The organism is Halobacillus karajensis (assembly GCF_900108515.1).
GTDB classification, from domain to species: domain Bacteria; phylum Bacillota; class Bacilli; order Bacillales; family Halobacillaceae; genus Halobacillus; species Halobacillus karajensis.
Window position 1 is genome coordinate 869,056 of sequence record NZ_FNWW01000001.1, and the last position, 21,131, is coordinate 890,186.

Annotated in this window: 19 protein-coding genes and 1 riboswitch; of the genes, 14 read left to right on the forward strand and 5 right to left on the reverse strand. The window is 44.5% G+C overall.

Features of this window, described 5'->3' with window-relative positions; genetic code table 11:
* Positions 1 to 212: 212 nt before the first annotated feature.
* The 4 genes from desA to dapA all read left to right on the forward strand — a co-directional run bounded on the left by desA (position 213) and on the right by dapA (position 4,736).
* Positions 213 to 1,262 carry a Delta(5) desaturase DesA gene (gene desA, locus BLW54_RS04005; RefSeq protein WP_035507116.1) on the forward strand — a complete coding sequence of 350 codons (1,050 nt, stop codon included), beginning with the start codon at positions 213 to 215 and terminating at the stop codon, positions 1,260 to 1,262.
* Between the two features lie 215 nt (positions 1,263 to 1,477).
* Positions 1,478 to 2,614: a sensor histidine kinase gene (locus BLW54_RS04010; protein WP_035507766.1), complete on the forward strand. Its 1,137-nt coding sequence runs from the start codon at positions 1,478 to 1,480 to the stop codon at positions 2,612 to 2,614.
* On the forward strand, positions 2,611 to 3,219 hold the full coding sequence (locus BLW54_RS04015; RefSeq protein ID WP_035507119.1) for a response regulator transcription factor: 609 nt from the start codon (positions 2,611 to 2,613) through the stop codon (positions 3,217 to 3,219). Before BLW54_RS04010 ends, BLW54_RS04015 begins: the two co-directional genes overlap by 4 nt.
* 320 nt (positions 3,220 to 3,539) lie before the next feature.
* Positions 3,540 to 3,718: riboswitch (Lysine riboswitch) on the forward strand.
* Between the two features lie 121 nt (positions 3,719 to 3,839).
* Positions 3,840 to 4,736: a 4-hydroxy-tetrahydrodipicolinate synthase gene (dapA, locus tag BLW54_RS04020; RefSeq protein ID WP_035507120.1), complete on the forward strand. Its 897-nt coding sequence runs from the start codon at positions 3,840 to 3,842 to the stop codon at positions 4,734 to 4,736.
* Positions 4,737 to 4,825: 89 nt separating this feature from the next.
* Here dapA and BLW54_RS04025 read toward each other — a convergent pair whose 3' ends face one another.
* Positions 4,826 to 5,887, reverse strand: coding sequence for a branched-chain amino acid aminotransferase (locus BLW54_RS04025; RefSeq protein ID WP_035507123.1), 1,062 nt, complete (start codon positions 5,885 to 5,887; stop codon positions 4,826 to 4,828).
* Between the two features lie 196 nt (positions 5,888 to 6,083).
* Between BLW54_RS04025 and BLW54_RS04030 the strand changes: the two genes are divergently transcribed.
* From BLW54_RS04030 to BLW54_RS04050, 5 genes are all read left to right on the forward strand, one after another.
* A complete protein-coding gene (locus BLW54_RS04030; protein WP_035507124.1) occupies positions 6,084 to 6,767 on the forward strand; it encodes a response regulator transcription factor in 684 nt (227 codons plus the stop codon).
* Positions 6,764 to 7,768 carry a sensor histidine kinase gene (locus BLW54_RS04035; protein ID WP_035507126.1) on the forward strand — a complete coding sequence of 335 codons (1,005 nt, stop codon included), beginning with the start codon at positions 6,764 to 6,766 and terminating at the stop codon, positions 7,766 to 7,768. Before BLW54_RS04030 ends, BLW54_RS04035 begins: the two co-directional genes overlap by 4 nt.
* Positions 7,769 to 7,869: 101 nt before the next feature.
* Positions 7,870 to 8,631 carry an ABC transporter ATP-binding protein gene (locus BLW54_RS04040; protein ID WP_035507127.1) on the forward strand — a complete coding sequence of 254 codons (762 nt, stop codon included), beginning with the start codon at positions 7,870 to 7,872 and terminating at the stop codon, positions 8,629 to 8,631.
* Positions 8,621 to 10,564 (forward strand): FtsX-like permease family protein, encoded by a 1,944-nt coding sequence (locus tag BLW54_RS04045; RefSeq protein ID WP_035507129.1) that lies wholly within the window; start codon positions 8,621 to 8,623, stop codon positions 10,562 to 10,564. The genes BLW54_RS04040 and BLW54_RS04045 overlap by 11 nt, the downstream gene beginning before the upstream one ends.
* Positions 10,565 to 10,624: 60 nt before the next feature.
* On the forward strand, positions 10,625 to 11,245 hold the full coding sequence (locus BLW54_RS04050) for an NUDIX hydrolase (protein ID WP_035507768.1): 621 nt from the start codon (positions 10,625 to 10,627) through the stop codon (positions 11,243 to 11,245).
* Between the two features lie 23 nt (positions 11,246 to 11,268).
* On the opposite strand, the gene BLW54_RS04055 is transcribed toward BLW54_RS04050, so the two are convergent.
* Positions 11,269 to 11,979, reverse strand: coding sequence for an LppM family (lipo)protein (locus BLW54_RS04055; RefSeq protein ID WP_051744052.1), 711 nt, complete (start codon positions 11,977 to 11,979; stop codon positions 11,269 to 11,271).
* A 162-nt stretch (positions 11,980 to 12,141) separates the two neighbouring features.
* Between BLW54_RS04055 and ymzB the strand changes: the two genes are divergently transcribed.
* Positions 12,142 to 12,486: a protein YmzB gene (gene ymzB / locus BLW54_RS04060; RefSeq protein WP_035507132.1), complete on the forward strand. Its 345-nt coding sequence runs from the start codon at positions 12,142 to 12,144 to the stop codon at positions 12,484 to 12,486.
* Between the two features lie 107 nt (positions 12,487 to 12,593).
* On the opposite strand, the gene BLW54_RS04065 is transcribed toward ymzB, so the two are convergent.
* Positions 12,594 to 12,962 carry a hypothetical protein gene (locus tag BLW54_RS04065; protein WP_035507134.1) on the reverse strand — a complete coding sequence of 123 codons (369 nt, stop codon included), beginning with the start codon at positions 12,960 to 12,962 and terminating at the stop codon, positions 12,594 to 12,596.
* A 207-nt stretch (positions 12,963 to 13,169) separates the two neighbouring features.
* Here BLW54_RS04065 and BLW54_RS04070 point away from each other — a divergent pair, with 207 nt between their 5' ends.
* The 4 genes from BLW54_RS04070 (at position 13,170) to BLW54_RS04085 (ending at position 18,548) form a co-directional block, all read left to right on the forward strand.
* Positions 13,170 to 14,657 carry an esterase/lipase family protein gene (locus BLW54_RS04070; RefSeq protein ID WP_035507135.1) on the forward strand — a complete coding sequence of 496 codons (1,488 nt, stop codon included), beginning with the start codon at positions 13,170 to 13,172 and terminating at the stop codon, positions 14,655 to 14,657.
* A gap of 259 nt (positions 14,658 to 14,916) precedes the next feature.
* Complete coding sequence (locus BLW54_RS04075; RefSeq protein WP_035507137.1) at positions 14,917 to 15,648, forward strand: GntR family transcriptional regulator; 732 nt, start codon at positions 14,917 to 14,919, stop codon at positions 15,646 to 15,648.
* Positions 15,641 to 17,179 (forward strand): gluconokinase, encoded by a 1,539-nt coding sequence (gntK, locus tag BLW54_RS04080; RefSeq protein ID WP_035507139.1) that lies wholly within the window; start codon positions 15,641 to 15,643, stop codon positions 17,177 to 17,179. The genes BLW54_RS04075 and gntK overlap by 8 nt, the downstream gene beginning before the upstream one ends.
* 22 nt (positions 17,180 to 17,201) lie before the next feature.
* Positions 17,202 to 18,548, forward strand: a complete 1,347-nt coding sequence (locus BLW54_RS04085) for a GntP family permease (RefSeq protein ID WP_035507140.1) — start codon at positions 17,202 to 17,204, stop codon at positions 18,546 to 18,548.
* Positions 18,549 to 18,684: 136 nt separating this feature from the next.
* On the opposite strand, the gene BLW54_RS04090 is transcribed toward BLW54_RS04085, so the two are convergent.
* Both BLW54_RS04090 and BLW54_RS04095 read right to left on the reverse strand, forming a co-directional pair.
* Positions 18,685 to 20,136: a glycoside hydrolase family 32 protein gene (locus tag BLW54_RS04090; protein WP_035507142.1), complete on the reverse strand. Its 1,452-nt coding sequence runs from the start codon at positions 20,134 to 20,136 to the stop codon at positions 18,685 to 18,687.
* A complete protein-coding gene (locus tag BLW54_RS04095; RefSeq protein WP_035507144.1) occupies positions 20,136 to 21,095 on the reverse strand; it encodes a carbohydrate kinase family protein in 960 nt (319 codons plus the stop codon). The genes BLW54_RS04090 and BLW54_RS04095 overlap by 1 nt, the downstream gene beginning before the upstream one ends.
* Positions 21,096 to 21,131 lie beyond the last annotated feature (36 nt).

The window sequence follows — 21,131 nt, forward strand, 5'->3', positions numbered from 1 at the left end:
TTTATGTGAGGGATATATTGTCATAAATTCCCACACCAGGTCATCCAAATTTTGGGTTACCTGGTGTGGGAATTTATGGATGACCTGGTCACCCTAATTATTGACAATCCACCATGACAAGTGTCATGTGTATGTCCTGACATTTATGTCTTATAAAAAACCGTGTATTTTCCTATCATAAACATATGAACGAACATGAAGGGGACATTTATATGAACAAGGATAAACAACGAGAGCTGAAGAAAAGTGTTTCAGCCTTTGCGAAACCTGATACACAAGCTGGTGTCCGCCAGTTGATCAATACGATTCTGCCTTTTGCCCTTTTGTGGTATTTGGCCTATGCAAGCTTATCGATCTCTGTATGGCTAACGATACCTGTTGCGATGATTGCCGGTGGATTTGTCGTCCGTATTTTCATCATCTTCCATGATTGTACACACCAATCATTCCTGAAGAGCCAAAAGGCAAACCGGATCATTGGCACCATCACAGGAATCTTGACGTTGTTTCCGTTTGATAAATGGAAAAGAAGCCACTCCATCCACCATGCGACAAGTGGAAACTTGGACAAACGCGGCACAGGGGATATTTGGGTGATGACAGTAGATGAATATGTAGAAGCTTCTTTTAAAGAACGGATAGCTTACCGTATTTACCGGAATCCTATCGTCATGTTCGGCCTTGGACCGCTTTATTTGTTCCTTATCTCCAATCGCTTCAATCGAAAAGGAGCTAAAAAGAAGGAAAGAAGGAACACCTATGTAACGAATGTTTCCATTACGGTTCTATATAGCCTGCTCATCTGGGCAATCGGATGGGAAGCTTTCTTACTCATTCAACTACCAATCCTTTACGTATCCGGCATATTAGGCATTTGGTTGTTCTATGTACAGCACCAGTTTGAAGATTCTTATTTTGAAGATGAATCGGAATGGGATTTCGTCAAAGCGGCCGTTGACGGGAGTTCGTATTACAAGCTTCCGAAGTTGCTGCAGTGGGTTTCCGGTAACATTGGTTTCCACCATGTACACCATCTCAGCCCGCGCGTACCCAATTACGCTTTAGAAGACGCCCATGAACACACGCCGCCGCTGCAACATGCGACAACCATTACCCTTGCTACGAGCCTTGAATCCATACGATTCCGTTTATATGACACAGAAAACAAGACATTTGTATCCTTTAAAGAAGTGAAGCCCCTCCTTAAGAAAAAGCGTTTAGCCATGCTAGACCAGCAGGAGCCCACTTTCCAGGATAAATAAAATGTAATGATAATGAGAAAAGTCCATTCCCTCGAATGGACTTTTCCTTTATGCTAAAGAACAATAACGTAAGCACCTTGATCACCTCCAGCAAGCCTAAGCCAAACCTCAAAGGGCAGGCGCTTGAACGAGATGATACCCACTATAAAAAGAGAATCATAATTAAATATTGTATAATTTGCTAGAGAAACAAAAAGACAAGGAGGTGTGAAATGATGCAAAACTGGTACCATATCATCCCGAAAAACACAGGACTGAGTATATATGTATGGATTATTTTCTGCGTCCTGCCTTTTTTCTTTATCTTCCGTTCTTCTTCCATCTATGAAATGCTGTTCGGGATCATTATGACATTGATCTTTTTCCTCGCTTACCGGTTATCATTCATATCCAACAGCCGCTTCGTCTACTTATGGGTCAGTGTGGAAATGGCGATCAGTCTCGTAATGACCGCCTTATTTGGATATATTTATTTTGCTTTGTTCTTAGCGTTTTTCATCGGGAATATCAAACAACTCGGTGGTTTTTTGGCCCTCTATATCGTTCACCTGACGACAACTTTGATTGCCATCACAACCACATTCATTTATCAGATTGAATCTCTTTTTCCGAACCTTCCCTTCATCATTGTAACTGTGATTGGTGTAATCCTGCTTCCCTTCACCGTCCGTTACCGGAACCAACAACAGAAACTGGAAGGCGAACTGGAAGATGCGAATGAGCGAATCTCTCAACTGATGGTGATCGAAGAAAGGGAGCGAATTGCCCGTGACCTTCACGATACTCTCGGCCAGAAATTGTCGATGATCGGTTTGAAAAGCGATCTTGCAAGAAAGTTGATGACCGTACAGCCTGACAAAGCTGCCAAAGAAGTCGAGGACATCAGGACTACAGCCCGTACGGCATTGAAGGAAGTCCGAGAGATGGTATCGAATATGAAAGGGACAAAGCTCGAAGACGAGCTTGTACGTGTCGAGCAGATTATTAAAGCCGCAGAAATGACATTTGACTTTAAAGGGAATCCCCATCTAGAAGATACTCCGCTGCTCGTTGAAAACGTACTTAGTATGTGCCTGAAAGAAGCAGCAACTAACATTGTTAAACATAGTGAAGCCACCTCTTGCCATGTGACAATTGAACAATCGCCTACCGAAATTCTCGTTTGCGTAAAAGATGACGGGAAAGGTCTCCCTGCGTCCGTAGAGCCATTTCAAGGGAACGGACTACAAGGAATGCGGGAGCGGTTAGAATTCGTAAATGGAAGACTTGAAATCGAATCCCATCAAGGGACTACCTTAAAGCTTCATGCCCCTAACGTCATTAAAAACACAGAAAAGGAGGGTCAAGCATGATCCGGATTGTCATTGCCGAAGACCAGCGCATGCTGCTGGGGGCTCTCGGTGCACTTCTCGATTTAGAAGACGGTATGGAAGTTGTAGGTCAAGCTCAAAACGGGGAAGAAGCTTGCAAACTCGTGAAAGAATTAAAACCAGACATCTGCATCATGGATATTGAAATGCCTGTGAAAGATGGACTTGATGCAGCGGAAGAATTATACGAAGAACCGTGTAAGGTCATTATCCTTACGACATTTGCCCGACCGGGATATTTTGAACGCGCCCGCCGGGCAGGGGTCAGTGGATATTTGTTAAAAGACAATCCAAGTGAAGAACTAGCCACAGCCATCCGTAAAATCATGAATGGCCAGCGGATATTTGATCCTGAACTTGTCGACCTTGCTTTCACGGAACCTAATCCCCTTACCGAACGCGAGCGTGAAGTCATCGAGTTGATGGCAGAGGGAAAAAACACCAAAGATATTTCCAAGGCTTTATTTATCACGACCGGCACAGTTCGTAACTATGTATCTGTCATATTAGAGAAACTAGAAGTCAGTAACCGGATTGAAGCGATTTCCCGCTTCAAGGAAAAGGGCTGGTCAAAAAAATCCCGTTGAAGCCACCTTGGGCTGTAAAGATTAGCTTTCCGCGAGGGGAGGGGGGCATTCAAGTTCCTCCCCCGAGTCCCCCATCCTTGTTTTCTCTTCATAGAAACGTATTACTTCTCCTTACGGTTATTCACTCTCCCTGGCTTCTGTAAAAACAAATCTATACAGTAATGTAAAAGAGGACCATCCAGATAAAACTAAACGCCGAGGCACACTGTAAAAAAAGTTTTGTCGAACTATCTGTTCCCTTGTCTTTCCACTTGTAACAGGGGGAAATTTTTGATAATCTTTAAAACAACTAAATATTTTCTTATTTCAATTAATTTTGAAGTAAGGATAGAGGTGCAATGACATGAGTACGTCCGGCTGAGGAGAATGAGCTCCTGCGAAGCGGACGGAAAGGGGAAATTGCCGAAGCGAACGGGAGCTCATATCCCCGATGCTGGTTCTGCTGCTGAACAAGTACAGGACTGTCATATAGGAAACTATATGGAGGGCTATCTTACGCAGGAACGGTAAAAAGTTTCTACGGCAGCAGCGAAGCCCTCGTTGCTGCCGTTTTTATTTTTAATGCCGTATGGCCCTCACAGCCTCGAACGTATTCAAAATCTAAACAAAGGTGTGAGGTTATGAATTTCGGCCAAGTATTAACAGCGATGGTGACCCCTTTTGACAACAAAGACAATGTGGATTACGAGGCGACAAGAGATTTAGTCAACCACTTGATTGAAAATGGATCGGATGCCTTAGTCATTGCAGGAACAACAGGAGAGTCGCCGACATTAACGGCAGAGGAAAAGGTAAACCTTTACAAGTTCGTTGTTGAAGTTGTGGATGGCAGAGTACCCGTCATTGCCGGTACGGGTTCCAACAATACGACAGCTTCCATAAGCTTAACGAAAAAAGCGGAAGAAGCGGGCGTTGATGCCATCATGCTCGTGACCCCTTATTACAACAAACCAACACAAGAAGGACTTTACCAGCACTTCTCTATAATTGCCGCAGCTACTTCTCTACCTGTTATGCTTTACAACATTCCAGGAAGAAGTGTCGTGAATATGGAACCAGCGACCATCATCCGCTTATCTCAAATCGATAATATCGTTTCTGTGAAAGAAGCGAGCGGTGATCTTAATGCGGCTACAGAAATCATTCGGGAAACGCCAGACGACTTTTCCGTTTACAGTGGGGAAGATTCTAATACTCTGCCATTTGTATCCATCGGGGGTACAGGAATTGTATCCGTTTCTTCCCACGTCATCGGGAATGAAATGCAGCAGATGATCCAAAGCTTCCGTGAAGGGGATTTCGCCTATGCAGCCCGTTTGCATCAGAAACTTCTTCCAGTTATGGACGCCATCTTTTCTGCGCCAAGCCCGTCGCCAGTGAAAGCGGCGCTAAACGCCAAAGGTGTTCAAGTCGGTGGTGTCCGCCTGCCCCTGCTTCCTTTGACAAAAGAAGAAGAATCGCATGTTCTAAGCGAGCTCGAACAAGTACAACTGAAAGAAGCTGTCAGTGTACAGTAATAGGAAACCCGCCCTGCTAGTATAAGGGCGGGTTTTTTCATTGTCTACCCCAACAAAAAAGCCCAGGACCTATGCCTGAGGCTTTTTCTTTATACTTCAATGGTCCATCCGTAAGCGTCCTCTTTTCTACCCCGCTGGATTCCGGTTATCGTATCATACAACTCTTTAGACAGTGAACCGATTTCGTGATTATTAATCACCATCTTTTTGCCAAGCCAGTTTAACTCACCGACCGGTGAAATCACTGCTGCTGTTCCAGTTCCGAATGCTTCTTCAAGCTTTCCTTCTTCATAGGCGTGATATAACTCGTCAATCGCAATACGGCGTTCCGTCACAGGTACTCCCCACTCTCTAAGCAGTTCAAGGATAGAAGTACGAGTAATTCCCTGCAAAATACTTCCGCTTAGGGCGGGTGTAACTACTTCACCATCAATTTTAAAGAATATGTTCATACTGCCGACTTCTTCAATGTACCGCTTTTCCACTCCATCAAGCCAGAGAACATCATTATTTCCTTCTTCAGCAGCTTTGGCCTGGGCTTGATAACCAGAAGAATAGTTCCCGGCAGTCTTAGCCATACCGGTTCCACCTTTGACGGCGCGTGTGAACTTATCTTCCACATTGATAATGACCGGTTTCATCCCTCCAGAAAAATAAGGGCCGACCGGCGAAAGGATGATCAGTAGTTTATAGGTTTGGGAAGGAGCTACCGCAAGACTTGGCTCTGTCGCAATGATAAACGGGCGTATGTAAAGGGATGTGCCTTCAAAAGAAGGGACCCAATCCTTTTCAAGTTCTAGGAGTCTTGTCAAATAGCCCAGTACTTCCTCCTCATCGATTGGTGGGATGCTCAAACGATCGCTGGACTGATTCAAGCGTTCAAAGTTTTTTTCAGGACGGAAGAGCAGCACACGGTTATCATCCGTACGGTAAGCTTTCAATCCTTCAAACACCGTCTGGCCATAATGAAAAATCATGGCTGCCGGATCAAGAGTCAGTGGTTCATAAGGGACAATCCTCGGCTCGTGCCAGCCTTTATCTACTTGATAATCCATCACAAACATGTGGTCTGTGAATGTACGACCAAAAGGAATCGCTTCACTTTCTGGTTTGGCTTTCTTGTGGTCAGTTTCAACTATGTTTAAGGACATGGTCAGGACTCCTTTTCGAATGTGTATAATAAAATATTATTATCCATTGTACGCCTATCCCAGCCCTTTTTAAAGGGATTTGCTGGAATAGTCAAAAAAGTTTTATCACAGTACTGCTTCAATGTAGTGAAATGTGCAGAACCCCACTCATTTGATATACTGAGAAAAGGTAAAATACGGAAAGGCGGAGCTCGTTATGTTTAATTTGCTTTTAATTGAAGATGATCGCACCCTTTTTCAGGAAATCGAAGAGCGGCTTAGCCAATGGTCCTATGAGGTTCACGGAATCGATGATTTCAGCCGAGTGATGGAGGTGTTCACAGCCGTCGATCCCCACCTCGTCCTTATTGATATTCAACTGCCAAAGTTTGACGGCTTCCACTGGTGTCGGATGATCCGCGAGCATTCCAATGTACCGATCATTTTCTTATCCTCGAGAGACCATCCCACAGATATGGTCATGTCGATGAATTTAGGCGCAGATGATTTCGTCCAAAAACCGTTCCATTTCGATGTGTTGATTGCCAAGATTCAGGCCATTCTACGCCGGGTGTACAATTACAATACAGATAATAATGAATTAAAAACATGGTTCGGGGCAACTATTGATTATGAGCGCAACCGCGTCACAAATGAAGCAGGAACCATTGACCTTACCAAGAATGAAAGACTGATCTTGAAGGTGCTGATCGAAAAGAAAAGTAAAGTGGTAAGCCGGGAAGAAATCATTCACCGACTCTGGGAGGACGAGCGTTTCGTGAGTGATAACACATTGACCGTCAATGTCAACCGCTTACGGAAAAAACTCAGTGATATCGGGCTCGGAGACGCGATCCAAACGAAAGTTGGACAAGGATATGTGGCGAGGGAAGAGTCATGATCCGCCGATTTTTACTGGAGAGAATCAGTTGGATCCTGCTTATCGCCGGCCTCCAGCTTCTCGCTCTATTCATGGCTTTTGTTGATCAGGCTGTCCCCCTTACATCCGTCCTCTACTACACCTTTCTATCGAGCATCCTTGTGATTCTGTTTCTTTTTATTCGGTATCGAAAAGAAACACCGTTTTATGTGGCTTTGGAAGAACGGGACAACGATCTCGACTTAACCACATTCCCGGAAGCGGACAGTCCCTTTGAAGCCGTTATTGAGCGAAATGTATGTGAACAAATGGAACAATTGAAACAGGAAGCCTCCCGTAACCAAATCTTGTTGGAACAAGAAAAGGATGAGCTTTTATCATGGATTCATGAAGTGAAAACACCTTTGACAGCGATGCAACTGATTATCGACCGCCTTAATGATTATAAACTCAAGTCACAGCTGACCTTTGAGTGGATGAGGATTCACTTCCTTCTCGATCAGCAGCTGCACCAAAAACGAATCCCTTTTATTGAGAATGATCTTTATATCGAGGAAGTAAACCTGGAACCTTTAGTGTTCAACGAAATCAAATCACTAAAATCGTGGTGTATGCAGAAGGGAATCGGGTTCGATATCGACCTCCAGGCAGAGAAAGTACTGTCAGATGCGAAATGGCTGTCATTTATATTGAGGCAGTTATTAACGAATGCTATAAAATACAGCGGGCCATCAGAAATAACCTTGGCAAGTGTAGAGCAAGACGGCCGTATCCATCTGACCATCCAGGATGAAGGGCGCGGTATCGATCCGCGGGACCTCCCGCGCATTTTTGAAAAAGGATTTACATCGACAGCGGACCACCAGGACAAAGCTGCCACAGGCATGGGGCTTTATTTAACTGACCGCATCCGCCAAGCATTAAAGATCACATTTAACGTGGACAGCCGGCTTGGAGAAGGAACCACATTCACACTTGTCTTCCCGAAAGAGAACGAATTTACGAAGCTCAGGAGCATGTGACGAAACTGTCACATGCTTCCGCTATTTTGTTAGTTAAAACGAAGGAAAACAAAAGCCATGTGGGATTAGAATGAAATTATAGAACAAAGGGGGTAACGAAAATGAGTTTACTAGAAGCAAGGAAGATTCATAAAAGCTATGGAAATAAGTTTATGAAACAGCATGTGTTAGAAGGAATCGATCTATCGATTGAAAAAGGAGAATTCGTGACGATTATGGGGGCTTCGGGTTCGGGAAAGACCACACTGCTTAACGTCCTCTCCTCAATCGACCGCGTCAGCCACGGGACGATTCACATCGACGGCCAGGAGATCACAAGTCAAAAGGATAAAAAGCTCGCTGAATTTCGGAAGCACCACCTCGGCTTTATATTTCAAGAATATAACCTTTTAGATACGTTGACCGTGAAAGAAAATATCCTGCTGCCTCTATCGATTTCCAAAGTCGCCAAGAAGGACGCCCAGGTGAAATTTCAGGCCGTTGCGAAAGAACTCGGCATTGAGGACATTCAAGATAAATATCCGAATGAGGTCTCAGGCGGTCAGAAACAACGGACATCTGCAGCCAGGGCATTTATTCATGAACCAAGTATCATTTTCGCCGATGAACCGACGGGGGCACTTGATTCCAAATCAGCCTCCGATCTGTTAGATAAATTAAGCGAAATGAATACCAAACGGCAGGCCACGATCGCTATGGTCACCCACGACCCTGTAGCAGCCAGTTACAGCAGCCGCGTGATTTTCATCCGCGATGGGCAAATTTACACACAGTTGAACAAAGGGGACCAGAGCCGACAGACGTTTTTGAAGGATATTATGAAAACCCAGGGTGTGCTCGGTGGTGTGCACTATGAACATTAATCAGCTCATCTACCGCAACTTAAAAAAGAACCTGAAGAATTATTACCTTTATGTATTTGCTCTCATTTTTAGTGTGGCTTTATATTTTTCTTTTGTCACCTTGCAATATGACCCATCGATGAGTATGGACAGTTCCCTCAAAGGTGAAGCAGCTATGCGTGTAGCAAGCGTACTTCTGATTGCCATCGTTGCTGTCTTCCTCCTTTATGCGAATAGGCTTTTTATTAAACGACGCAGTAAAGAGATCGGCTTGTTTCAGCTGATCGGGATGACAAAGAACCGGATTTTCCGCATTTTAAGTGTAGAAAATCTGATCATCTATTTCGGTTCTATTGCGATCGGTATTTTTATCGGATTTGCGATATCGAAATTGATTTTGATGAGTTTTTTCCGGGTCGTCGGAGTTGACGAAATAGCGAACCTCCACTTTTCCATCCAGGCGTTTTCCCAAACACTGTTGGTGTTCGCAGGGATTTATCTCGTCATCATGACCACGAACTATTTATTCATCCGCAGACAGTCGATTCTCGCTCTGTTCCGGGTAACTTCAAGCGCGCAAGGGAAAGTAAAGAAGCTTTCTATTTGGGAGCATATTATGGGTGTGCTTGGAATTGGCCTCATCGCCTCCGGCTATTATGTCTCCTCCCAGCTTTTTGAAGGGGACTTTACGACGGTTAATAGCTTGTTTGGTGCGATGGCATTCGTCTTAGCCGCCGTCATTGGCGGCACCTATTTCCTTTACAAAGGATCGGTACGATTTGTTTCCAATTTGATTCGTAAAAACAAGAAGGGCTATTTGAATATCAACGAGGTGCTCTCCCTTTCTTCGATTATGTTCCGAATGAAATCGAATGCCTTTTTACTTACCATTATTACAACAGTCTCGGCTCTTGCTATCGGTCTGCTTTCTCTTAGCTATATTTCTTATTATTCTGCGGAAAAGTCCGCCCAAAATTCGGTCCCTGATGACTTTGCCATCACCGATCCTGAACAGGCCGAAGAGTTTAGCAGGCTATTAGAGGAAGCTGGAATCACTTCTTCCAAAAAAGAAATCGAAGTGTACGAAGCAGCATTTAATATCAAAGATATTTTAGATGCGAATCTAGAAGAATTAAACTTCGATACAGAACAAACCAGCCTGCCTGTTATCAGCGAAACGGCTGTAGAGAATATTACTCTTGAAGAAGGGCAAATGAAACTTACCGGCTATACCGACTTAATGCAGTCCTTCATCTCCCTTCACGACGGAGGAACCACAGAAATCCATCTGGGTGGGGACTGGGTCAACTTGGATTATCAAGGTTTGGAAAAAGATTATGTACTTTCCTCCTATTATGTCGCGGGCGGCCTTCCAATTGCTGTCATTGATGAAACCTTATTTAACGAATTGAGCGAAAGCTACGACCCGGATCTGCAGACAAAACCTAACCTGTATACAGGCATAAACTTGGGAGATTCCAGTAAACAGGAAGAAGCCTATGTTATTTTTGAACAAATGGGATTAAACAAAACCTTTGAACACGGATCCCAGTGGCACAGGACTCATACCCAGAAACAAAATATGGGGCTCGTCATGTTCATTGTCGGCTTCCTTGGACTCACCTTCCTGATCACTTCCGGCTGTGTGCTTTATTTCAAACAGATGGATGAGGGAGAAGATGAAAAGGGCAGCTACACGATTTTGAGAAAACTGGGCTTCACACGTGGAGATTTACTCCGAGGGATTCAGGGGAAACAATTGTTCAATTTCGGCATTCCATTACTGATTGGGCTCCTGCATAGTTACTTTGCTGTGAAATCCGGGTGGTTCTTCTTTGGAACAGAACTCTGGACACCAATGTTCATTGTGATGGGTCTTTATACGGCACTCTACTCGATATTCGGACTGCTGTCTGTTCTCTATTACAAAAAGATCATTAAAGAGGCGCTCTAAAGAGTGCCTCTTTTCTATTCTTGGTCAGGTTCTGGTATAGTGAAAGAACGAGGTGAGGCTATGGATGCGAAAACTATTTTTAGTACAGTGAAAAATCATAAACCGTCCGTTCTCGGCCACGAACAATTTAGAAAATTTGCAGTCCTTTTACCTTTAATTGAAAAAAATGAGGAGCTGCACGTCGTCTTTGAGGTGCGGTCCCACCAATTAAGAAGGCAGCCTGGTGAAATATGCTTCCCTGGTGGGAAAATTGACGCTGAGGACCCGTCCGCCAAACAAGCGGCCATCCGAGAGACAGAAGAAGAACTGGGGGTAGATCCAGGGAGGTTTACAAACGTCTTTCCTTTAGATTATTTAATATCGCCGTTTGGGATGATCGTATACTCTTTTGTGGGCTATTTGGATGTCTCGGAAGAAGACCTTATTCGCAACCCCGATGAGGTACGCGAAGTATTTACGGTCCCCCTCTCCTTTTTCTTGGAAAACGATCCACGTATTCACTATGTCCATTTCGAAGCACAGCCTGAACAAAACTTTCCGTTCGACCTGATCCCTGGGGGAGAAGATTATAACTGGCGGACACGCCAGCTCGAAGAATACTTTTATATTTATGAGGACAAGGTGATATGGGGAATGACGGCAAGAATCCTTTCCCACTTTGTCGACATCTTAAAACAATAGCAGAGTGCATAGGATGCACTCTGCTATTGTTTTTCTCCTGATTCTGCTTTTTTCCTTTTTCTAATCAGCACTATAAGGAGCGCAAGCACAACGAGGGCTGAGATAACGGTTATCGCGATATTGCGGAGATTTGGAACGACCATTTCCACCATAATATTCGTCGTTCCAGCAGCCTGGATATCCCATTGGAGAACATCCCCTTTGACCCTGTCTGCATTATGTGCCTTCGGAGAAAGAGGAAGATCAAGCGTAAATGTAAGATCCAGTTGATCAGCCACAAGCGACTGCATTCCTCCCATAACCCCAGAGTTGGCAAGGTCCAGCTCCGCTTCCACTTTATATGTAGACGTAAAGAACCCACCTTCTGTGGTCATATTTATCGGGACATCCCCGATGGCTGGCACTGCACCAGTTTCTTTCAAACTTCCGGATACCGGCATCAAGTCCAGCTCGCGCACGTCTTCAAAACTTTTTTTCGCGCGAAAGCCGCTGTAGCCGTCTTCCTTATAAGATTCAACTTCATAGCCTTTAGATTCCAGCTCCTTATTCACATTTTCCATTAAATCCTGAACGCGATCACCAAAGCGGTTCAACGTTTCTTCTTCGGCTCCCACTGTGACGGTATGCTCCCCACTCCCATCTTTGTTTACCTTCAGTTTGAGATCCCCTTCCACACAGGCCGATAACAGACCGATCAGTAGAAGGAATATCACTACTTGGGTTAATTTTCTCATAAGATGACACCTCGTTCCTTTTATGTATGATGCCTTTCTTCTTTTCTACAGAACGAACCCTTATAAATATTTTAACACGACGGAGTGAAAATAAGAGGGCATAGAGTTTCCACCTGCATGTTTACATCGGACGGGGAAAAGATAAGGAAAGGAGGGATAACGATGAACGATTTAACCGTTGAAGAATTCAACCAGCTGTTACAAAAGTGGCATGGAGAAAAGATTCGGATTATGAAGCACGAAATTCGAGATGAAGACACGATCACGATGAACTTGCAGGAAATATCTTATGATACGAACACGAGGCGTTTGGATGAGTACACCCCTATGCATGCGCTTTACTTACACGGCCAAGGACAAACAGAAACAGACGCGCAAAGTGCTCAGCCGCTTCCTTCCCCTTATTATGAAATTCCATTGGAAGATTCTACACGATACCAATATTTGAATGACCGTTTTAAGATTGAGACAGAACGCGGGACCTATACAATTGAAAAAGAAACATGATGAAAAGGACGTCTTTTTTCCGGGAGGCGTCCTTTTTCATTTTATGTGCTGTTTTCTTTTTTTATGTCTCACCAGCCATTTTTCTGACCCGCCAATATTTTTTTAAGTTAGAACTTAAACCCGAAAACGGCAAGGTCTACGGCATCGACCCCGGCTCCTTTTTCTGCTTCTGCTTTTATTCCGATTCCTTCTCCAGGCACATTATAAGTGCGATTGAACTTTTCTCCCGGATAAAGAGTCATCTGATCCAAGGTCAAAAAACTGACTCGATCAATTTTCATAATTAATTTAAACATGACGGCCCCTTCGGAAACCACTCTATTTCCTCCAGCCACTCGAATCGTATAATAAGGGCTGACATCGATGCCCGCCGGATATTTTTCCGTCAGATCAACCGTTTGTCCTTCCTCAATGATATGCCCGCCTGGTTCTGTGATAAAAAGAAGATGGTTGCCTGAACTTGCTCTGTGGGACATCCTCATTCCTCCCCCGTTTTTCCTCGTTTAATATCCTATGAAAACGATGCGCCATACGGGAGGACTAATATCATAATAAGTTTCCCCCTTTCTTCCCACCTTTCAATAGAAGGAATTAATCTTTCGAAAGCGAATGATATAGTAGGGGAACCCCTCTGACAAACCCCTCATGACTCCCAAATAAACCTTTGAAAAGGAGCCAGGGAAATGGTCAAATCCAAAAAGTGGATGGTGATTTTTATGATGTTTTTCCTCATGGTGCCTTCCGTTAGTTTGGCAGGATCGATTAAAGATGGCTCTTCAGGCGAGCCTGGAGAATGGTATGTGGGAGACATTCCCTCCAATGGTTCATCAAGTAAACACCCGATCTTGTTTGTTCATGGATTGAACAGTTCATCAGAAACTTGGTATGAAAACAACGACATGTATGAAACAGCCTACCAGAACGGATATGAAACAGCCTTTATCGATCTCCATCCCGGGAAAGATATGTGGGAAAACGGCGCCCTCCTCAAACAAAAAATCAAAGAGATCTATCAACACTTCGGTAAAAAAATCGTTGTTGTCGCCCACAGTAAAGGCGGGATTGATACCCAATCCGCCCTCATCCACTACGAAGCAGACCCCTTTGTCGAGCGTGTGATCACCTTATCAACACCCCATTACGGCTCAGAATTAGCTGACTTGGCTTACAGCAGCTGGGCCAGCTGGCTTGCTGGAACCTTAGGCAGTAAAAATGATGCCACCCATTCCTTACAGACAGGGTATATGGATTATTTCCGCTCCGTCACTGATCAGCATGAAAACGTCCTCCACACCCCGATCTTTACGTTTGGCGGCACGGAATGGGGAAGTTTCGGCAGTTCACTTTATTGGGGCGGCCTCTATTTACAGCCATATGGAAGCAATGATGGAGCCGTTACAGTCAATAGCTCCCGACTCCCTTACTCAACAGAAATCAAAGTCGGCGAATGGAACCATACGACAATCAAAGGAGCCACCACGTTCCACCATTTCAAAGATTACTTAAATGAAAATGCACCTGCTGCTGCAGAGTTCCAAACAGCCTCCCTCCATCACGAACAGCAAGCACCTGTAGGACATTCCCTCACTGGTGGTGAATATACTGGTACTCATCAGGAAAGGGTTCATGTAGAAAAGGACGCATCTTCTGTCACTTTTGACTGGATCAGCGACCAAAAAGACACCGATCTCACGCTCATATCACCAAATAAAAAGACGTACAGAAGCTTTACAGTCACGAAAGATGACAGTGAATTCCTGAACAGTGCTTACCATCACTTGATAACCATTCATCAGCCGGATGCCGGAAAATGGACCATCGAAACAAAAGCAAATCAAAAAGAACACTATCTTCTGGACACGGCCTTTGAGAGTCCTGTCAATGCGATGCTCAGCAGAGAAATTGAGGGGAACCGCATGAAAGTCAAAAGCGGGAAAAAGATGAAAGTCAAAACAGATATGACCATTGAATATTACGGTAAAAACGGAAAATGGAAGCAGAGGAAAGTAAAACCAAAAAAGAATGGAAACGCCTTTGAGATTCCCAACCTCGGGGAAGGTATCTACAACATGACGATGGATATAGAGGGCAGTGTGGATGGATCACCCCTGGAACGGACGATCATCCAATCGGTTTACGTAGATGCCCATGGTAAAATCTATTCTCCTTAAGTACCGCAGGCCAGCATCTAAAAGGCCCTCGGATTTCAAAGATTTTTATGACGGAAACGGCGAAAAAACTCCTGCATGGGTGGAAATCCCTTGCAGGAGTTTTTCATGGTGACAAAGGTCAGAAACCGGGCATGGCCATGTTTTTCCTTACCATTCGTTTTTTTTCGACAAAAAATTCTAGAAAAGCGTTTTCAAAAATAGAAAGATGTACTATACTTCTTGTATACAAGTATACATGATGAATAAACGAGGTGGATATATGAAAGATTCTGGCGACTTTATGTACCCGCTCCAATGGTTATCAAAAGCTTCCGCTGGTGAACGTGTGGCCAGCGAGCTCCGAATGCGAATTATTTCGGGCGTTGTTGAAAGCGGTTCAATCCTATCTGAGAATCAGCTGGCTTCCGAATTTTCCGTAAGCCGTTCACCCGTGCGTGAAGCATTAAAAGTCCTTTCTTCGGAAAACCTCATCCGACTGAAAAGGATGGGAGCCTTAGTTCTCAATATAACGGAAAAAGAAATCCAGGAAATGTATGACGTGCGTTTACTTATTGAAAGTTTTGTATTTGAACGTCTCGTCCATATGGAAACAGATGAACTAGTGAAAGATCTCAGCAAGATTTTTGAAATGATGAAAATAGCGATCCAATACAAGGATGCCGATGAGTTTTCCAAACAAGATCTGCTTTTTCATGAAACGATTATTCGTTCCATTGGTCATTCTCACATTCAGATGATTTGGGACAACCTAAAACCCACACTCGAAAGCCTAATCCTGCTTTCTATGCGGTACAGATTTGAAGAAATGTACGAGGACTTTGAAAGAATTATAGCCAACCATGCACTATATATCGAGGCCATTCATAAGAAGGATCGGGACCTTATGGTTCAATCCTTACATCGGAACTTCGATGATGTCCAAGGCAGAGTCGAAGAACTTTGGATGTCGCAACAAACCTTTACTAAAGGAGTCGAAAAAGAAGATGACTAACTTCATGCTCGGTATCGACATCGGTACCACCAGTACAAAAGCCGTCCTTTTTAATGAAAAAGGCGATGTCATCCAAAAAGAAAGCCAAGGGTATCCCCTGCATACACCTGACATCTCAACGGCTGAACAAGATCCGGAGGAAATTTTTCAAGCGGTCGTCACCGTCATGACCGCCATTATGAAAGATCATAAGGACAAGAAGATCTCTTTCGTCTCATTCAGTAGTGCCATGCACAGTCTTATTGCCGTAGACAAAGACGGCCACCCCCTGACTCCATGCATCACCTGGGCGGATAACAGAAGTGAAGCATGGACACAGAAAATCAAGCACGAATGGAATGGCCATAACGTCTACAGACGGACAGGCACTCCGATCCATCCCATGTCTCCCTTAAGTAAAGTGACATGGCTTGTGCAGGAACATCCTGAAATCGATTCCAAAACATGCAAGTACATTGGAATAAAGGAATACATCTTTCACAAGTTTTTTGACGACTATGTTCTTGATCATTCTCTTGCTTCTGCCACTGGTATGATGAACTTGGAAAAATTGGACTGGGATGAAGAAGCTCTTAACATCGCTGGCATTTCCCGAGATAAATTATCAAGGCTTGTGCCAACGACCGAGGCCTTTACTCCATGCAATCGTCCACTAGCCGATAAAATCGGGTTGGACGCTGAAACTCCGTTTATTATTGGGGCGAGTGACGGCGTTTTATCAAACCTGGGTGTAAACGCTATCGGGAAAGGAGAAATCGCTGTCACGATTGGGACAAGCGGGGCAATCCGCACCATCATTGATAAGCCGCAGACAGATGAAAAAGGGAGAATCTTCTGCTATGCGCTGACAGAGGATCACTGGGTCATCGGAGGTCCCGTTAACAATGGTGGAATGATTCTGCGCTGGATTAGAGACGAATTCGCTGCGTCTGAAATTGAAACAGCAAAGCGGCTGGGTATCGACCCTTATGAAGTCCTGACTAAAATCGCCGATGGGGTGAGACCGGGGGCAGAGGGGTTAATTTTCCATCCGTATTTAGCCGGAGAGCGAGCGCCGCTTTGGAATCCGGATGTACGCGGGTCATTCTTCGGACTAACCATGTCTCATAAGAAAGAGCACATGATCCGTGCATCCCTCGAAGGCATTATTTACAACCTATACACCGTTTTCCTCGCCCTCGTGGAATGCATGGATACACCGGTGACCAGGATTCAAGCAACCGGCGGCTTTGCACGTTCCGGTGTATGGCGACAGATGATGGCCGACATATTTGAATCAGAAGTTGTCGTGCCAGAAAGCTATGAAAGCTCTTGTCTCGGCGCTTGTATTCTAGGACTCTATGCCACTGGAAAAGTAGAATCGTTTGAAGTCGCTTCCGAAATGATTGGAAGCACCCATCAACACACACCGGAAGAAGAAGCCGCTAAAGAATACCGACAATTGCTGCCGATTTTCATTGATTTATCCCGAAGACTGAGCAGTGATTATACAAGAATTGCAGAATACCAGAGACGTTTAATTCACAAGTAAAACACAACATGGAGGGATCATCATGCCATTATTAATGGTAGCTATAGGAATTGTTGCCCTGTTGATTTTAATTATGGGGCTTAAACTGAATACATTTGTTTCATTGATTATTGTTTCATTTGGTGTCGCGATCTTATTGGGAATGCCGCTTGAAGATATTGTTGGAACGATTGAAGCTGGATTGGGCGGTACACTCGGACACCTGGCGCTGATCTTTGGTCTTGGTGCCATGCTAGGTAAGCTGATTACAGACGCCGGCGGAGCTCAGCGTATTGCTATGACGTTTGTAAATAAATTTGGTGAGAAAAATATTCAATGGGCTGTCGTGTCCGCATCTTTCGTCATCGGCATTGCCCTGTTCTTTGAAGTAGGACTTGTCCTCCTTATTCCAATTGTTTTTGCGATTTCAAGAGAATTAAAAGTATCCATTTTATATTTAGGAATTCCGATGGCTGCCGCTTTATCTGTTACCCACGGATTTCTGCCCCCACACCCTGGTCCAACAGTGATTGCCGGTGAATATGGGGCCGATCTTGGGGAAGTCCTGCTTTATGGAATCATCATTTCCATCCCTATCGTTATAGTTGCGGGGCCTATTTTTACGAAGATGGCTCAGAAACTAGTTCCGGATTCCTTTACAAGACAAGGAGACATCACGTCTTTAGGAGAGCAGAAGAAATTTAAACTTGATGACACACCGAAGTTTGGCATCAGTGTTTTTACCGCTATGCTTCCGGTTATCTTAATTGCTATTTCTACCATCATTACATTGATTCAAGAAATGGCAGGCATTGAAACAAACGCCTTCTTATCTATTGTAAACTTAATTGGTAACGCCTCCACGGCTATGGTCATTTCCTTGCTAGTGGCGATGTACACGATGGGAATTGCGCGTAATATTCCTGTGAAAACAGTGATGGAATCCTGCTCTACGGCCATTGCCCAAATCGGTATGATGCTCTTAATTATCGGTGGTGGCGGTGCGTTTAAACAAGTACTCATCGATGGCGGTGTAGGCGATTACGTCGCTGAACTCTTCGAAGGGTCTACCATGTCTCCGATTTTACTAGCTTGGCTGATCGCGGCTATTCTGCGGATTTCCTTGGGGTCAGCAACGGTTGCTGCATTAACAACCGTCGGGCTTGTCATCCCTCTATTGGGACAGTCCGATGTTAACTTGGCCCTTATGGTTCTTTCTACAGGTGCGGGCAGCTTGATCGCTTCTCACGTGAACGATGCCGGGTTCTGGATGTTTAAAGAATACTTCGGCCTCACAATGAAAGAAACCTTTGCCACATGGACACTGCTTGAAACGATCATCTCTGTCCTGGGTCTCGGCTTCACTTTGTTGCTAAGCCTGTTTGTATAAAAATCACTGATAAATATTCAGACTGTCGAGATTTACTCGACAGTCTGATTTTTTTAAGAACGCTGATAAAATTTTTGCTTCTTCAATAGGACTCTATGGAATTTGCTGGTGTACCAGGTCATACATAATTTGGAAATCAGAAAACTCTACGAAGCTTCCATTTTTTCAGATGAAAGGATACGGTTTGTGAGGCTCTGAACTGGATGCTCTCATTATTGGGTGATGGATAAAAGCGGGAGGTGAACACATACTCTCCTCCATTAATGAATACTTCAATCGAAGATGTATCGAGAAAGATTTGCAGGTCATGTAACTCCTTAACCTCTGTTTGTCTTTTCTCTACAACCCCATCTACATAGCTCTCTCGCTCCATTGTGAAAACCTGATCATTCCTTGAGTAGACGATACGGCCAGAGCCCCCGAATGAAATCGCCAGCCAGCCTGCTTTAAGGTTGATTTCTTTAAGCTCCAGCTCTAAGGCTTTCCCCTCTACGCCTTTCACCCACCGCGTCTCCTGATTGATAGAGACTTCCCTTTCAATTGCATCGCCTTCACGTAAGTCCCTAAGTTCTGCAACAGGTGATTGATAAAGTTTTCCGTTTACAAGTTTCAGTTCCCGCGGCAGTGTCATGTTGTGCAGCCATTGATGCTGGATTGTAGGGTGGTCCTGTTCACCCTGATCTGGCACACTCATCCATCCGAACAAAATCCGGCGTCCCTTTTCGTCCCGTGTGGTCTGTGGGGCATAAAAATCAAAACCATGATCCAATTCATAAAATTCCCCATGTTTATAGGAGGTTTTCTCTGCCTCAAAGATTCCTGTCACATAACCTGCTTGATAGACGTTATGATACTTCATTCCGTCCGGCTCAAGACCTTGAGGAGAAAAAACAAGTACATCTTGTCCATCCAGATGAAAGAGATCAGGACATTCAAACATATAACCAAATGCTTCGAGCGGACCTTTCCCCCCGCCTGCGATAATCCCCACATGCTTCCAATCAACTAAATTGCTAGACGTGAACAAAACGACAGCCCCTTTCCAATCATCCGTCTGCGCACCGATAACCATGAAGTAAGCCCCATTCTGCTCCCAAACTTTTGGATCACGGAAATGGGCTGTGTACCCTCTTGGGAGTTGGACAACTGGCCCCTTCTTGTCAAAATGAACCCCATCTTCGGATACCGCTAAACATTGGTAGGACTCCCGGTTCCCTTCTTCATCTTTTACATTTCCTGTATAAAAAACGTATAACTGACCTTCATGCACCAGCGCGCTCCCAGAATAACAGCCATTTTTCTCAAACCATTCTGCTGGAGTAAGGGCAATCCCCTCGTGCTTCCAGTTCACAAGATCCTTTGATTGATAGTGACCCCAAAATTTTGCCCCATGCCCTGTTTCAAATGGCATCCACTGATAGAAAAGGTGATACGTACCTTTCCACTGGACAAAGCCGTTCGGATCATTTAGTAATCCGACCAGGGGCATGATGTGATAATGCAGGCGGTATGGGTCTTGTTCTACGAGAAGCTGATGTTTCTCTATCTCCTTGTAGGCAGCCTGACGTAAATGTTGGTCTCTATCCATCACTTCCTCCCCTGACTCCCACGGTGTTTTTTTACTTCACCCAAGGTAGGTAGAGCTGTCATAGCTCCTTTTGTAGAAGCAGCAAGGGCACCTGAGACAGAGGAAAATGCTGCCATTTCCACCGCTTCAGAAAGGGTAATTCCCGTTATGTCGCCTTCATACTCATTTAAAGAATAAAGCATGCCGGAAACAAAAGCATCTCCTGCTCCTGTCGTATCCACGGCTTTCACTTCCATTGCAGGTACATGTTCATATCCGTCTTTTGTACAAACATAACTCCCGTCTCTACCCATAGTTATAAGAATAAGAGGGATTTCGTAATAGGAAAGCTTTTCAAGCCCCTTTTCTATTTCTGTTTCACCTGTGATGAAGGTAAGCTCTTCTTCTGAAATTTTCAGAAGATCTGCTTCCCCAAGCATCGACTGAATCGTTTCACGAGCATGGGCTTCGGAATCCCATAGTGGTAGACGAAGGTTGGGATCATAGGAAACGATCATCCCTTTTTCCTTAGCCAGTGTAACAGCATGACGAGTAGCTTCTTTAGCGGGGTCGCGGATCATCGAAATCGATCCGAAATGGAGGACTTTGTTTGCCTCAAAATCCTCTGTATGAATTTCACTTTTTTTAAGGAACTGGTCGGCACTCGGGTTGATATAAAAATCAAAACTGCGCTCTCCATCCTCTGCGTTCGTCACAAAAACAACCCCCGTTCTGCTGTCAGGCGTTAAGGACATGGTGTGTGTTTTCACCCCATAGGAATCGAGGGTTTCCTTCATGAACCGGCCAAGTATATCTTCCCCCACCTTGCCTAAAAAAGTAGACGATGCCCCTAGTCTTGAGACACCAACCGCAACATTCGCCGGTGCGCCTCCAGGACTCTTCTGATAGTTTATATTAGCCACATCCAACGGAATAAAATCAATCAAGGCTTCGCCTAGCGAGATAACTCCTTTTTTCATTATTCATCCTCCTCATAATCATCTTAAACAAACCCC